Origin of the sequence: Burkholderia anthinoferrum, from assembly GCF_002925705.1 — a bacterium.
Classification (GTDB): Bacteria; Pseudomonadota; Gammaproteobacteria; order Burkholderiales; family Burkholderiaceae; genus Burkholderia; species Burkholderia semiarida.
In genome coordinates this window covers 232120-246215 of record NZ_LFZP01000001.1, presented here as the reverse complement: position 1 = coordinate 246215, position 14096 = coordinate 232120, and the positions used below count along the sequence as shown (strand labels likewise).

General features: G+C 69.4%; 13 protein-coding genes. 9 read left to right on the top strand and 4 right to left on the bottom strand.

Annotation, left to right across the window (positions count from 1 at the left end; translation table 11 throughout):
* Positions 1–434 precede the first annotated feature (434 nt).
* The 3 genes from C5F75_RS01165 to C5F75_RS01155 all read left to right on the top strand — a co-directional run bounded on the left by C5F75_RS01165 (position 435) and on the right by C5F75_RS01155 (position 4097).
* The gene (locus C5F75_RS01165) at positions 435–1856 is read left to right on the top strand and encodes a DUF2957 domain-containing protein (protein WP_059578207.1); all 1422 of its coding nucleotides are present in this window, start codon (positions 435–437) and stop codon (positions 1854–1856) included.
* 147 nt (positions 1857–2003) lie between these two features.
* Positions 2004–3245 (top strand): DUF2957 domain-containing protein, encoded by a 1242-nt coding sequence (locus C5F75_RS01160; RefSeq protein ID WP_059578205.1) that lies wholly within the window; start codon positions 2004–2006, stop codon positions 3243–3245.
* An 18-nt stretch (positions 3246–3263) separates the two neighbouring features.
* Positions 3264–4097, top strand: a complete 834-nt coding sequence (locus tag C5F75_RS01155) for an OmpW/AlkL family protein (RefSeq protein WP_059578203.1) — start codon at positions 3264–3266, stop codon at positions 4095–4097.
* Between the two features lie 186 nt (positions 4098–4283).
* Here the strand turns inward: C5F75_RS01155 and C5F75_RS01150 are convergent, their stop codons facing one another.
* Positions 4284–5213, bottom strand: a complete 930-nt coding sequence (locus C5F75_RS01150) for a LysR family transcriptional regulator (RefSeq protein WP_104011778.1) — start codon at positions 5211–5213, stop codon at positions 4284–4286.
* 97 nt (positions 5214–5310) lie between these two features.
* Here C5F75_RS01150 and C5F75_RS01145 point away from each other — a divergent pair, with 97 nt between their 5' ends.
* A complete protein-coding gene (locus C5F75_RS01145; RefSeq protein ID WP_104011777.1) occupies positions 5311–6594 on the top strand; it encodes an MFS transporter in 1284 nt (427 codons plus the stop codon).
* An 89-nt stretch (positions 6595–6683) separates the two neighbouring features.
* Here C5F75_RS01145 and C5F75_RS01140 read toward each other — a convergent pair whose 3' ends face one another.
* A complete protein-coding gene (locus C5F75_RS01140) occupies positions 6684–7319 on the bottom strand; it encodes a LysE family translocator (RefSeq protein ID WP_059643694.1) in 636 nt (211 codons plus the stop codon).
* 72 nt (positions 7320–7391) lie between these two features.
* Positions 7392–8300, bottom strand: a complete 909-nt coding sequence (locus C5F75_RS01135) for an NAD(P)-dependent oxidoreductase (RefSeq protein ID WP_226094309.1) — start codon at positions 8298–8300, stop codon at positions 7392–7394.
* Positions 8301–8367: 67 nt separating this feature from the next.
* On the opposite strand from C5F75_RS01135, the gene C5F75_RS01130 reads away from it, so the two are divergent.
* Positions 8368–9156 carry a Mut7-C RNAse domain-containing protein gene (locus tag C5F75_RS01130; RefSeq protein WP_104011776.1) on the top strand — a complete coding sequence of 263 codons (789 nt, stop codon included), beginning with the start codon at positions 8368–8370 and terminating at the stop codon, positions 9154–9156.
* 78 nt (positions 9157–9234) lie between these two features.
* Here the strand turns inward: C5F75_RS01130 and C5F75_RS01125 are convergent, their stop codons facing one another.
* Positions 9235–9468 (bottom strand): hypothetical protein, encoded by a 234-nt coding sequence (locus C5F75_RS01125; RefSeq protein ID WP_023477920.1) that lies wholly within the window; start codon positions 9466–9468, stop codon positions 9235–9237.
* A gap of 359 nt (positions 9469–9827) precedes the next feature.
* Here C5F75_RS01125 and C5F75_RS01120 point away from each other — a divergent pair, with 359 nt between their 5' ends.
* The 4 genes from C5F75_RS01120 to C5F75_RS01105 are packed head-to-tail and all read left to right on the top strand — an operon-like array spanning position 9828 to position 14088.
* Positions 9828–11033: an efflux RND transporter periplasmic adaptor subunit gene (locus C5F75_RS01120; RefSeq protein WP_104011775.1), complete on the top strand. Its 1206-nt coding sequence runs from the start codon at positions 9828–9830 to the stop codon at positions 11031–11033.
* 5 nt (positions 11034–11038) lie between these two features.
* On the top strand, positions 11039–11737 hold the full coding sequence (locus C5F75_RS01115; RefSeq protein ID WP_059578184.1) for an ABC transporter ATP-binding protein: 699 nt from the start codon (positions 11039–11041) through the stop codon (positions 11735–11737).
* Between the two features lie 21 nt (positions 11738–11758).
* Positions 11759–12913 carry an ABC transporter permease gene (locus C5F75_RS01110; RefSeq protein WP_060008773.1) on the top strand — a complete coding sequence of 385 codons (1155 nt, stop codon included), beginning with the start codon at positions 11759–11761 and terminating at the stop codon, positions 12911–12913.
* Positions 12914–12921: 8 nt separating this feature from the next.
* Positions 12922–14088 carry an ABC transporter permease gene (locus C5F75_RS01105; protein ID WP_059643682.1) on the top strand — a complete coding sequence of 389 codons (1167 nt, stop codon included), beginning with the start codon at positions 12922–12924 and terminating at the stop codon, positions 14086–14088.
* The last annotated feature ends 8 nt before the right edge of the window (positions 14089–14096 follow it).

Genomic DNA, 14096 nt, shown 5'->3' with positions numbered 1-14096 from the left:
TTCAGCCTCGCATGCCATGCAAAGCCGGCCACTGGCCGGCTTTTTATTTACCCGTATCAGGCAATATATAAAAACGCCGGATCGCGCATTTACAAATATTTACAAGCTTTCCATTGCGCGATTATCCGCGAATTAATCCAACCCCTCCTTATCCAGTCAATCCCGAATAGGGATAAACCGGATACCCGTCAATTCAAACGCTGCCGTTATACGCGGGAAGGCGTTGCGAGAGCCTGCCGGGCGTCGCGCACGCCCCACTCCGGCAGCTTTCGACAGCCTGTCTCGCGTTTAAATTCTTACCAATCGCCTTATCAGGAAAGGATTCAATTGGCAGATCCCGTTTCAATCGCCTTTTTTAGACGGGTTCATCAATTGACAGCAAAAACACAGGCAGCGACATTAGCTCGCACAATTAAACGATTGGAGACAGCGGCATGTCGCACACCTTATCGAAGGGGGTGGCAACGGCCTTTGCCATTGCCCCTTTCCTGGTTGCATGTGGCGGGGGGGACTCCGGCGGCGCGCTCGCGCCGATCGATGCGCCCCAATGTTCCGGCTCGAGCTGCGGCCCGCAAGGGCAGCCGCCTTCGCAGCCGATCAACGGCGCATTGTGCCCGGCCAACGCGGACATCGTGAAGAGCACGTACCTCGGCGGCGCCGGTAGCGGCGAGATCGTCAGCGTCAACATCGACGCGGTCGCGATGACCTACACGCTCAAGTGGCTCGAATCGCCGATTCCGCTGAAGACGGGCACCGTCACGCCGAGCCGCGTCGGCACGACCATCACCGGCAAGGTCGTTCATCCGCCGACCGGCACGCTGCCGACCGCCGAGCAGACGCGCTGCGCGTTCGTCCTCACGCCGGGCACGGGCCCCGCGCCGGACGGCTCGACGTATTCGACGGCCGCGGACTTCAACCAGGCGAACCCGCCGATGCTGCTGGTCGGCATGGGCGTGGCGGGCGGCGGCATTCCCGGCGCGACGATCCAGTACGACGGGCTGACGATCATCCCCGGCGTCGTGCAGAACGTCGGCCAGGTGCCGAACCGTCACTTCGACTTCTATCCGTTCCTCGGCTTCGCGAACACGACGACCGACCTCTCGAAGCTGCCGGGCACGTACAACGCGCTGCTCTATCACCTCGTGCCGTCGGGCAACTACGCGACCAAGGGCTCGAACTCGAGCGAGACGTTCGATGCGAACGGCGCGTGCACGTCGAGCGGGGCGGGCGGCTGCCAGACGACCGGCGATCCGTGGAAGGCGAGCGCGAACGGCGGCTACTTCGACAGCGCCAAGGCGCCGCAGACACTGCCGCAGACGCAACTGCCGATCGTCGGCGCGACCGGCAAGTCGGCGACCGCGCACATGGTGATCGGCCAGCTCAACGGCGCGACGGTGCCGGTGATCGTGCGCACGGGCAACGTGAACCTCGGCACGCCGCCGCTGCACCTCGATGCGCAGGTCGACGACGAATCGGGCATCGCGGTGCTCGGCGCGGCGACGGCGATCACGTCGGGCGCGATCGACGGCGGCTACGCGGGCGCGGACTCGAACTTCAAGTACACGGCCGCGCTGATCCGCGGCGGCAATGCGTCGTTCATCAACCCGTCCACGCAGGCCGAGGAAGACGGCTTCACGCTCGACTACGGCCAGACGACGCCGGGCCTGCTGAACGCGAAGACCGCCCCGCCGAGCGGCGCGAGCTACCCGTCGGCATCGGGCGTGGTGATCGCGACGGGCGGGCTGTACGCGGCGTTGATCCAGGGCACGGTGAACGGCGGCGTCACGGCGACGTCGGCGAATTCGACGACGTCGTCGACCCCGTACTTCGGCGTGGGCGCGCAGATCAGCAAGTAGCGATCGAGGACGCGGCGGCCGGCCTGCCGCCGCGCGTTGCAGGGAAGGCACGAAGGCGCCCGGCACGGCGCGGGCGGGACGAGCACGACCAACAGAAGCGGCCGACAGGGAGCTGGCCGCCACACAAGACAAATCTGGAGGAGCAACATGAAGCGCAACCTCATTCTGGCGGCCGCTGCCGCCGCCCCCCTTCTTTCCGCTTGCGGCGGCGGCAGCGACAATCCGCCGCCGCTCGTCGAGGAGCGGCTTTGCCCCGCCACGCTCGACTACAACACCGTGTTCACGGGCGGCGCGGGCAGCGGCGAACTCGCGAAAGTCCAGCTCGACACGACCAAGATGACCTGGCAGGTCACCTATGTCGAATCGCCGGTGCCGCAAAAGACCGGCACCGTCGTGCCGACCCGCGCGGGCACGGTCGACAGCGGCACGCTCACGCAGGAAACGCTGCTGCCGACCAACAAGCTGAACCAGTGCGCGTTCCGCCTGAACGGCGGGAGCCTCGACGCGTCGCGTCCGGCGCGCATCTTCGTCGGCTTTGGCGTCGCGGGCGGCACGATTCCCGGCAAGGAGATCCAGTTCGACGGCGTGCTCGGCCAGGCCGCGGTGCCCGACACGAAATTCCCGTACTACCCGTTCATCGGCTTCTCGTCGATCGAAACGGACATCACGAAGGTCGCGGGCACGTACAGCCACATCGGCTTCGGCGAAGTGCCGTCGCAGAAATTCGCGCCGGCGTCGATCGACGCGAAGGTGACGATCAACGCGGACGGCACGTGGACCAAGTGCGACACGACCGGCCAGTTCGCCGGCGGCGCGTGCACGCAGCAGGGCACGAACTTCGTGCAGTCGGCCGACGGCAGCGGCGCGTTCCAGTCGAACAACTACGCGAGCCAGATGAAGCCGACGCTGTCGGCCACGCCGCAGGGCAAGGGCTTCATGATCGTCGGCAAGCTGCGCAACCAGCTCGTGCCGATCCTCGTGCGCACGGGGGTCGCGAACCCGAACCCGACGCCGGACAGCAACGGCGTGCCGGGCCTGACCGCCGACGACGAATCGAGCATCTCGATCCTCGCGCCGCAGACGGCCGTCGCGGCCGGTTCGCAGAACGGCGAGTACATCGGCGTCGACAGCCAGTTCGATTACCGCACCACCGCGCTGATCGACAAGCAGGCCACGCTGCTCGATCCGTTCCAGCCGTCGCAGGCGTCGCTCACGCGAGTGCTCGACCTCGACTACACGCAGAAGGTGCCGGGCACGGTCACGACGATCCACACGGGTTCGGGCAGCACGTCGCCGACCGGCAAGTTCATCTTCTCGGGTGGCGTGTTCGGTTTCCTCGACAACGCGGGATCGACGCCGTATTTCACGATCGGCGCATTCGTCCAGTAAGCGGAGGGGAAAGCCGTGATGAAGAAAACCCTTCTCTGCGCGGCGGCCGGCGCCGCCGCCGTGGCGCCGCTCGCCGCGCACGCGCAGAGCGCCGGCAGCAACGTCGTCACGCTGGGCTGGTTCCACATCATGCCGCAGCAGAGCAGCACGCCGATGACGACCAACGTCGCGCCGACGCCGATCAACACGCCGCTGCGGCTGCCGCCGTCGTTCACGTCGGCGGGCACCGGGCTGCACACGAGCGGCGCCGACACGGTCGGCCTGACGGTCAGCCACTTCCTGACCGACCACATCGCGGTCACGTCGGTGGCCGGCGTGCCGCCGGTGTTCAAGGTGTCGGGCCAGGGCACGATCAAGCCGCCGGGCCCGGCGGGCGCGCTCGGCACGCAGAACATCGGGCTCGGGTCGGTCAACCCGATCGTGAAGAGCGTGCGGCAGTGGAGCCCGGCGGTGATCCTGCAGTACTACTTCGGGCAGGCGACCGCGAAATTCCGGCCGTTCCTCGGCCTCGGCGTGTCGTACAACTGGTTCAGCGACCTGCAGCTCAACACGAACTTCATCAAGCAGACGCAGGACAACCTCGGAGCGATCCTCGCGGCGGGCGCGGGCAAGCCGGGAACGACCTCGGTGGAGGCGAAGGCGTCGTCGTCGTGGCAGCCGGTGTTCAACGCAGGCCTGCAGTACAACGTGACGGAACACTTCGGGCTGGTGGCGTCGGTGACCTACATCCCGCTGAAGACGACGTCGACGGTGACGATCAAGGCGGCCGACGGCTCGGTGCTCGCCGAGTCGAAATCGGACCTGAAGGCGGACCCGATCATCAGCTACGTCGGGATGACGTACAAGTTCTGAGCGCGGCGACTGCCGGCGCGAATGGATGGCCGCGACACAATCGCAGGCAAAAAAAAGCCCGCCTAAGTGGCGGGCTGAATCCATATCAGAGGAGACATGGAGGAGACAGGTGTCACTATAGCGAATCGGTTTCCGCAATGCAACATTTCCGTAGAGAAAATAAGGATTTTCCCTCGAATGCGGCCTCTAGTTCGCCGTGACGGCGCCTGACCCCTTTTCGTTCTCCCGTTCGAGCACCTCGCCCAATGCGTCTCGCAGCAGCGCGACAGGCCGCGTGAGACGGCCCGGCAACGTGCCGTGCACGATCCACACGTTGATCCGCGTTTCCAGCCCCGCCGTTTCCACCACCCTCAGCGCGTCGCGATGCGCGCTGCGCGCCAGCGCGTTCGGCGCGGCGATGCCGATGCCGGCGCCGCGCGCGACGAGCGACAACTGCAGCTCCGAGCCGAACGCTTCCACCGCGACGTCGAACGGCAGCCCGGCCGCGCCGAGCGCGCGGCTCAGCGCCGAGCGCATCCCGCAGCCGTCCTGGCTCAGCACCCACGGAAAACCCGACAGCGTGTCGAGCGACAGCGGGCCGTCCGGCAGCGGGAAATCGCGCGCGGCGACGAGCACCGTCGGCTGCGTGGCGAGCAGCGTCGCCGTCAACGCGTCGGGCAGCGCCGCGCTCGCCGGCACCATCACGGTCGCGACGTCGAGCGCGCCGCGCTCGATGCCCTGCACCAGCGCGGGCGACCACCCGGCCGTCACACGCAGCGTGAGGCGCGGGAACGCCTCGCGCAGCCGGTCGATCGGCCGCTCGAGCGCGAGCTCGGACAGGAACGGCGGCACGCCGATGCGCAACTCGCCCGACGGCTCGCCGTTCGGCGCGCCCGCCGCCATCAGCTCGTCGACCGCGCCGAGCACGTTGCGCGCGAGCGCGTAGACGTCGCGCCCGGCGGCGGTCGGCTTCAGCGGCTTGCTCTGCCGTTCGAGCAACGGCACGCCGAGCAGCGTCTCGAGGTTCTGCACACGCCGCGTCAGGCCCGGCTGCGTCAGATGGAGTTTCGCGGCCGCGGCCACCATCGACCCGCTGTCGACGACCGCGACGAACGCCTGGAGATCACGCGTATTCAAAACAAACTCGCATAATCATGTTAGACATATTTCAATTGTCGCATAAACATCAGGCACCTAGGATGGGAATTCCTTCGACCCACCGCCCGGCCTCCCGATGAACTGCCCTGCCAACCGCTGCCCCGCCGCCGTTTCCCCGTCCGTCGTCGCGCCGCCCGCGCTGAGCACCGGCATGACGCTGTTCTTCGCCGCGACGGTCGGCGTGATCGTGATGGACCTGTTCGCCGCGCAACCGCTGACCGGCCCGATCAGCGCGGACCTGCACCTGCCGCCCGGCCTCGCCGGCCTCGTCGCGATGCTGCCGCAGCTCGGCTACGCGGCCGGGCTCGCGTTGCTCGTGCCGCTGGTCGACCTGCTCGAGAACCGCCGTCTGATCGTCGCGACGCTCGGCGTCTGCGCGGCGGCGCTCGCGCTGCCCGCCTTCACGCGCTCGGGCACCGTGTTCCTGCTCGCGACGCTCGCGGCCGGCGCCGCGTCGAGCGTGATCCAGATGCTGGTGCCGATGGCCGCGTCGATGGCGCCCGAAGCGCAGCGCGGCCGCGCGGTCGGCAACGTGATGAGCGGGCTGATGCTCGGGATCCTGCTGTCGCGGCCGCTCGCGAGCCTGATCGCGGGCTCGGCCGGCTGGCGCGCGTTCTATCTGCTGGCCGCGCTCGCGAACGCGGCGATCGCCGTCGTGCTTGCGCTGCGCCTGCCGGCGCGCACGCCGTCGATCACGGCCAGCTACCGCGCGTTGCTCGCGTCGATGGGACGCCTGCTCGCCGACGAGCCGGTGCTGCGCCGGCATGCGCTGTCCGCCGCGCTCGCGATGGCCGCGTTCAGCGCATTCTGGACCGCCGTCGGGCTGCGGCTCGCGCAGCCGCCGTTCGCGCTCGACCTGCACGGGATCGCACTGTTCGCGTTCGCCGGCGCCAGCGGCGCGATCGTTACGCCGCTCGCCGGCCGCGCGGGCGACCGCGGCCACGGCCCGGCCGCGCAGCGGCTCGCGCACGGCACGATGCTCGCGGCCCTGACCGTGCTCGGGATCGCCGGCGCGGGCTGGTTCGGCTTCGATATGCACGCGCATCGCAGCCTCGCGCTCGCGCTGCTGGCCGTCGGCGCGGCGCTGCTCGACGCAGGCGTGATCGTCGACCAGACGATCGGCCGCCGCGCGATCAACCTGCTGAACCCGGCCGCACGCGGACGCCTGAACGGGCTGTTCGTCGGGCTGTTCTTCATCGGCGGCGCGCTCGGCGCGGCGCTCGCGGGCAGCGCATGGGCATGGGGCGGCTGGAGCGCGGTGTGCGGCGTCGGGTTCGCGTTCGCCGGCGCGGCGGCCGGGTTCGGGCTGGCGGCCGGGCGCGGGGCGGGCGCCGCGGCGTTCGATCGCCCGCGCGCATAAGCGGGCAGCGGTGAAGCGGCGCTCGAAAGCCGAACGCCCCGCCCTCTCGCGAGGGACGGGGCGTTCGGTACGCCGGCGCGGGCCGGGAATCAGTGACGGACTAGCGCCATCATCGCGCCGAAGCCGACGAACAGCCCGCCCGTCAGCCGGTTGAACACCTTCGCGACGCTCTGGCTCTTCAGCGTGGCGCCGATGCGCGTGCCGAACGCCGCGTAGACGAGATACCAGCTCACCTCGATCACCGCGAACGTGACGACGAGGATGCCGAACTGCGGCAGCGTCGGCTCGGCCGCGTTGATGAACTGCGGCAGCAGCGCGGCCGCGAACAGGATCGCCTTCGGGTTGCTGCCCGCGACCAGGAAGCCGTTGCGGAACAGCGCCGCGCGCGATGCCGATGCCTGTTGCGACACCGCATCGACGTCGGCCGCCGGCGCGTCGTCCACGCGTGCGCGCCACGCCTTCACGCCGAGATAGATCAGGTAGGCCGCACCCGCGAAGCGCAACGCATTGAACATCGCCGGCCATGCTTCGAGCACCGCGCCGAGCCCGGCCGCGGAGACCGCGAGCATCAGCACCAGCGCGCTCAGGCAACCGGCCATCGTCGCGGACGAACGCCGCAGCCCGTGCCGCGCGCCGTGCGTCATCACGAGCAGCATGTTCGGGCCCGGAATCGCCGACACGACGAACACCGTCGCCACGAAAAGCCACCACGTATGCAAGTTCATGACTGCCTCTGCCTGAAATGGACGGAAAACGAACTGCCGATTATGCCGTGCGTACGACGCTTGTGTCGCATGTCAGCGGCCGGCGCGGCGCAGCGCGGCTTCGCCGAGCACCGCGAAATCCTGGTCGCCGCCGCCGTGCGCGAGCGCGTCGAGCAGGCTGTCGCGCACGACGCTCGCGACCGGCAGCGGCACCGACGTCGCGTCGCCGGCCTCCAGCGCGAGCCGGACGTCCTTCAGCCCGAGCCGCGCCTTGAAGCGCGCGGGCTCGTAGCGCCGCTCGGCGATCATCGCGCCGTAGCCCTCGTAGACGGGCCCCGGAAACACGCTGCTGGTGATCACGTCGAGGAAATCGCGCATCGCGACGCCGTGCGCGCCCAGCAGCGCGGATGCCTCGCCGAGCGTCTCGATCGCCGACGCGAGCGTGAAGTTCGCGGCGATCTTCGCGACGTTCGCGTGCTGCGGCAGCGAGCCGAACCGCCAGGTCTTCTGGCCGATCGCGTCGAACAGCGGCTGCACGCGGTCGATCGCCTCGGCCGGACCGCCGGCCATGATCGTCAGGCGCGCGGCGGCCGCGACGTCGGGCCGCCCCATCACCGGCGCGGCGACATAGTCGATGCCGCGCGACGCATGCGCGTGCGCGAGCGACTCGGCGAGCGCGACCGATACCGTCGCCATGTTCACGTGGATCAGCCCGCGCGGCGCCTGGGCCAGCAGCGCGTCGTCGAACACCGCGCGCGCGGCCGCATCGTCGCCGAGCATCGAGAACACGGCGTCGCCGCGGAACGCGTCGGCCGGCGTGTCGACGATCCGCGCGCCGAACGCCGCGAGCGGCTCGGCCCGCTCGCGCGAGCGGTTCCAGACCCGCACCGTGTGGCCCGCCTTCAGCAGGTTCGTCGCGATCGCCTGCCCCATTTCGCCCAGCCCGATAAACCCGAGATCCATCACCCGCTCCTTCGCTCCGTGAAGCCGCGAGTTAAACACAGATGCCGACGGTCTGCAGCGCCTGCCGCCTGCCGCCGGCCGGCCGGCGCGGTGCGATACTGCACGAATGGCGACCGCGACCTTCCGCTTTCACGGCGAACTGAACGCCTTTCTCGCGCGCCCGCGGCGCGATCGGGCGTTCGCCCACGCGTGCGCGCGCGATGCGACGGTGAAGCACGCGATCGAGGCGCTCGGCGTCCCGCATACCGAAATCGGCCGGCTGTGCGTGAACGACGCGCCGGCCGCGCTCGACCGCCCGCTCGACGACGGCGACCGCGTCGACGTCTTTCCCGAGCGCGCGCGGCCGGCGGCCAACGGTGCCACCGGACTGCCGCCGGCGTCATGGCGCTTCGTCGCCGACGCGCATCTCGGCGGCCTCGCGCAACTGCTGCGCCTCGCCGGCTTCGACACCTGCTACGACAACCACTACCGCGACGACGAACTCGCGGCGCTGGCCGAGCGCGAGCACCGGATCGTGCTGACCCGCGACCGCGAGCTGCTCAAGCGGCGTGCGGTCGTGCGCGGCTGCTATCTCCATGCGCGGCAGCCGGCCGAGCAGTTGCGCGAACTGTTCGAGCGGCTCGATCTCGCCCCGCACATGCGGCCGTTCCGGCTGTGCCTGCGCTGCAACGCGCCGCTGCATCCGCTCGACGCGGCCGCCGCCGCGCCGCGCGTGCCGGCGGGCGTCCGGCAGCGGCAGCGGCGCTTCGTCGCGTGCGACGTGTGCCGGCGCGTGTTCTGGGAAGGCTCGCACTGGCGGCGCATGCGCACGGTGGTCGACGCGATGCGCGCGCCGCCGCCCGTTCGGCTCGACGAACCGGGCGAATCCGACGAACCCGGCGAATTCGGCGCCTGAAAAACAAAACCCCGCATGCCGGAGCATGCGGGGCTGGCCGATCGATGGCCGGCAACGCCGGCCGTGGCGGCGAACCGCTTAGTTCTGCGTGCCTGCGTCGTTCGTGCCGGCGGCCGATGCGGCTGCGGCCTTCGCCTGGCCCTTCTTCGAACCGTGGTGCTTCAGCTGGTGCTTCGGCTTGCTGTGATCCTTCTTGGCCGGTGCCGATGCGGCAGCCGGCGTGTCGGCTGCCGGCGCGGACGCCTGTGCGAATGCCGAAACCGATGCGAGCGCGAATGCTGCGGCGATGATCGAAGCGAGCGTCTTCTTCATTGTTTTTCCTTTAGCGGAGAAAAAATCAAACGTACCGGTAATTAAAGATGCGAGGCATTCGCACCGGAGCCCCAGGCCGCGAGGCCGGCTTTCGCCGTTCCGTCGCGACGAAACCTGACGCACTGGTTCCATAACGCACCGCGTTCGCGGCAAGTTGACACGTTGCCTGCATCCTCGGGTTTTCCCGGGGGCCGCCGCGTCACCCGGTACCGGCAAGCCGGGGGAGCCGCCGTCGCACCGCGCCGCAAACCGGCTCGCGCGGCGCCGAGGCGACGCTTATACTGGCGTCCATCCGTCCCTTTCCCGGGAAACCGGATCGCGGCCGGTCGCACGACCGCCGCCGTCTCGAGGCGCTCAAATTGCCCGATCACAATCTGGACAAACTGAAAATCGACCGGCGTCCGCTCGCACCGGCGCCGCGCCGGCGCCGGTGGGCGCGCTATGCGTTCGCCGCCGCGCTCGTCGTCGTCGCGATCGGCGCCGGCCTCGCGCTCACCGGCCGGCCAAGCGTCGACACCACGTCCGTCACGTCCGCCTACCCGTACCAGAACGACATGCAGCTCAATGCGACCGGCTACGTCGTGCCGCAGCGCAAGGCCGCGGTCGCGTCGAAGGGCCAGGGGCGCGTCGAGTGGCTCGGCGTGCTCGAAGGCACGCGCGTGAAGCAGAACGAGATCATCGCGCGCCTCGAAAGCAGCGACGTGCAGGCGTCGCTCGGGCAGGCCCGCGCGCAGGTGCAGGTGTCCCGCGCGAACCTCGGCGTCGCGCAGGCCGAGCTCAAGGATGCGGAGATCGCGTTGCGCCGCACGGCCGCACTCGCGCCGCGCGGGGCCGTGCCGGCCGCGCAGCTCGACACCGACACGGCCCGCGTGAACAAGGCGCGCGCGACGCTCGCCAGCGACCAGGCCGCGATCGCGTCGGCCGAAGCGAACGCGCAAGCCGCGCAGGTGGCGGTCGACCAGACGGTGATCCGCGCGCCGTTCGACGGCATCGTGCTCGCCAAGCATGCGAACGTCGGCGACAACATCACACCGTTCTCGTCCGCGTCGGACAGCAAGGGCGCGGTCGTGACGATCGCCGACATGGAAACGCTCGAAGTCGAGGCCGACGTCGCCGAATCGAACATCGCGAAGATCCGCGCGGAGCAGCCGTGCGAGATCCAGCTCGACGCGCTGCCCGACATGCGCTTCGCGGGGCGCGTGTCGCGCATCGTGCCGACCGTCGACCGCTCGAAGGCCACCGTGCTCGTGAAGGTGCGCTTCGTCGACCGCGACGAGCGCGTGCTGCCCGACATGAGCGCGAAGATCGCGTTCCTGTCGAAACCCGCGTCGCCGCAGGACCGGCAGCCGGTGACGGCCGTGCAGGCGAGCGCGGTGGTCGAGCGCGACGGCCGGCCGGTCGTGTTCGTCGTGAAGGACGACGCCGTGCATGCGGTGGCCGTGACGAAGGGCGCGCGGATCGGCGAGCTCGTCGCGGTGCGCGGCGTGAAACCCGGCGACACGGTCGTGCTCGCCCCGGGCGCGAAGCTGAAGGACGGCGCGAACGTGACCGTCGCGAAGAAGTAGCGCGCGTGAACGACGCCCAACCGCCCCTCGTCGAGCTCAGCCACGTCGCGAAGTCGTACCGGCGCGGCAACCAGATCGTGCCCGTGCTGACCGACATCACGCTCGACATCGGCGAAGGCGACTTCGTCGCGCTGATGGGGCCATCGGGCTCCGGCAAGAGCACGCTGCTGAACCTCGTGGCCGGCATCGACCGGCCCGACAGCGGCGAGCTGCGCGTGGGCGGACTCGACATCTCGCAACTCGCCGAGGCGCAACTGGCCGAATGGCGCGCGGCGAACGTCGGCTTCATCTTCCAGTTCTACAACCTGATGCCCGTGCTCACCGCGTTCGAGAACGTCGAGCTGCCGCTGATGCTCACGCACCTGTCGCGCCGCGAGCGGCGCGAACGCGTCGAGCTCGTGCTCGACATGGTGAATCTCGGCGACCGCACGAGCCATTACCCGTCCGAGCTGTCGGGCGGCCAGCAGCAGCGCGTCGCGATCGCGCGCGCATTGATCACCGATCCGGTGCTGATCGTCGCCGACGAGCCGACCGGCGACCTCGACCGCGCGTCGGCCACCGACGTGCTCGCGATGCTGCAGCGGATGAATGCCGAGCTCGGCAAGACGATCATCATGGTGACGCACGACGCGCACGCGGCCGGCGCCGCGCGCTCGCTCGTCCATCTGGAAAAGGGGGAGCTGATCGATGGGCACGCCGGCTGAGCGGCGACAGGAGCGCGCGCCGTGTATGTGCTGAAGCTGATCGCGCGCAATGCGCTGCGGCACCGGCTGCGCACGCTGCTGACCGTGCTCGGGCTCACGATCGCCGTGCTCGCGTTCGGGCTGCTGCACACCGTCGTCGACGCGTGGTACGCGGGCGCGGCGGCCGCGTCCAGCGGACGGCTCGTCACGCGCAACGCGATCTCGCTGGTGTTTCCGCTGCCGGTGAGCTACGAGAACCGGATCCGCGGCGTCGACGGCGTGACGGCCGTGGTCCGCTCGAACTGGTTCGGCGGCATCTATCGCGACCCGAAAAACTTCTTCGCGAGCTTCGCGGTGTCGGAGAACTACCTCGACCTGTATCCCGAATTCATCCTGCCGGCGCAGCAGCGCGCCGACTACGACCGCGACCGCCGCGGCTGCCTGGTGGGCCGGCAGCTCGCGACGCAGTTCGGCTTCAAGGTCGGCGACGTGATCCCGCTGAAGGGCACGATCTATCCGGGCACGTGGGATTTCGTCGTGCGCGGGATTCTCGACGGCCGCGACGATTCGACGATCACGCGCCAACTGGTGTTCCACTGGGATTACCTGAACGAGACGGTGCGCAAGCGCACGCCGAAGCAGGCCGACCAGGTCGGCGTGTTCGTGCTCGGCGTCGCGAACCCCGACGACGGCGCCGCGATCGCGCGCAACGTCGACGCGGTGTTCAAGAACTCGCTCGCCGAGACACTCACCGAGACCGAGCAGGCGTTCCAGCTCGGCTTCGTCGCGATGTCGAACCAGATCATCGCGGCGATTCGCCTGGTGTCGTACGTGGTGATCCTGATCATCATGGCGGTGATGGCCAACGCGATGGCGATGAGCGCGCGCGAGCGCACGGCCGAATACGCGACGCTGAAGGCGCTCGGCTTCGGCCCCGGGTTTCTCGCGCTGATCGTGTTCGGCGAATCGGTCGTGATCGCGGTGGTCGGCGGCGCGCTCGGGATCCTCGCGACGCCGCCCGCCGCGAGCCTGTTCAAGCAGGCGGCAGGCGGCATCTTCCCGGTGTTCAAGGTATCGACCGGGACGGTCGTGCTGCAGGCCGCGTGCTCGGTCGCGGTCGGCCTCGCGGCCGCGCTCGTGCCGGCGTGGCAGGCCGCGCGCGTGCGCGTGGTCGAAGGCCTGCGGGCGATCGGATAGCGACGCACATGGCGATCCCGCTCACCTACATCGCGCGCAACCTGTGGACCCGGCGGCTCACCACCGCGTTGACCGCGGGCGGGATGGCGCTCGTGATCTTCGTGTTCGCGACGGTGCAGATGCTCGATGCGGGCCTCACGAAAACGCTCGTGTCGACCGGCGAACCCGACAACGCGGTGGTGATCCGCAAGGGCGCCGAGACCGAGATCCAGAGTTCGATCGACCATCAGCAGGCCAACGCGCTCGAGATGCACCCGGCCGTCGCGCTCGGCCCCGACGGCCGGCCGCTCGTGTCGAAGGAAGCCGTGGTGCTGATCTCGCTCGTGAAGACGTCGAGCGGCAAGCCGTCGAACGTCGTGATCCGCGGCGTGTCGCCGGCCGGCCTCGCGCTGCGTCCGCACGTGAAGCTCGCGGCCGGCCGGACCTTCGCGCCCGGCTCGTCGGAGATCGTCGTCGGCAGCGCGATCGCGAAAGGCTTCAGCGGCACGCAGCTCGGCGACCGCCTGCATTTCGCGCAGCGCGACTGGACCATCGTCGGCGTGTTCGACGCGGGCGGCAGCGGCTTCGATTCGGAGATCTGGGGCGACGTCGACCAGTTGATGCAGTCGTTCCGGCGCACCAGCTATTCGTCGATGGTGCTGCGCATTCCGAGCGCGGACGGCTTCGCGCGCTTCAAGGCCGACATCGACGTCGACCCGCGCCTGACCGACGAGGCCAAGCGCGAGCAGACCTTCTACGGCGACCAGTCGAAGGCGCTGTCGACGTTCATCAACATCCTCGGCATCACGCTGTCGACGATCTTCTCGATCGCCGCGATGATCGGCGCGATGATCACGATGTATGCGTCGGTCGCGAACCGCGTGGCCGAGATCGGCACGCTGCGCGCGCTCGGCTTCAAGCGCACCAACGTGCTCGCCGCGTTCCTGCTGGAGGCGCTGCTGCTCGGCTTCGTCGGCGGCGTCGCGGGGCTCGCGTGCGCGTCGCTGATGCAGTTCGCGTCATTCTCGACGACCAACTTCCAGACCTTCTCGGACCTGTCGTTCCGCTTCGTGCTGACGCCCGCGATCGTCGTGAAGACGCTCGGGTTCTCGCTCGTGATGGGGCTCGTCGGCGGGTTCCTGCCGGCGATGCGCGCGGCGCGGCTGAAGATCGTCGACGCGCTGCGCGCGCAGTGACGCGCGCC

What these genes read in the sequence shown, in the direction of transcription:
- C5F75_RS01165 (WP_059578207.1), top strand. Translation starts at nt 435, where the DNA reads ATGTCGCACACCTTATCGAAGGGGGTGGCAACGGCCTTTGCCATTGCC.
- C5F75_RS01160 (WP_059578205.1), top strand. Translation starts at nt 2,004, where the DNA reads ATGAAGCGCAACCTCATTCTGGCGGCCGCTGCCGCCGCCCCCCTTCTT.
- C5F75_RS01155 (WP_059578203.1), top strand. Translation starts at nt 3,264, where the DNA reads ATGAAGAAAACCCTTCTCTGCGCGGCGGCCGGCGCCGCCGCCGTGGCG.
- C5F75_RS01145 (WP_104011777.1), top strand. Translation starts at nt 5,311, where the DNA reads ATGAACTGCCCTGCCAACCGCTGCCCCGCCGCCGTTTCCCCGTCCGTC.
- C5F75_RS01140 (WP_059643694.1), bottom strand. Translation starts at nt 7,319, where the DNA reads ATGAACTTGCATACGTGGTGGCTTTTCGTGGCGACGGTGTTCGTCGTG.
- C5F75_RS01130 (WP_104011776.1), top strand. Translation starts at nt 8,368, where the DNA reads ATGGCGACCGCGACCTTCCGCTTTCACGGCGAACTGAACGCCTTTCTC.
- C5F75_RS01125 (WP_023477920.1), bottom strand. Translation starts at nt 9,468, where the DNA reads ATGAAGAAGACGCTCGCTTCGATCATCGCCGCAGCATTCGCGCTCGCA.
- C5F75_RS01105 (WP_059643682.1), top strand. Translation starts at nt 12,922, where the DNA reads ATGGCGATCCCGCTCACCTACATCGCGCGCAACCTGTGGACCCGGCGG.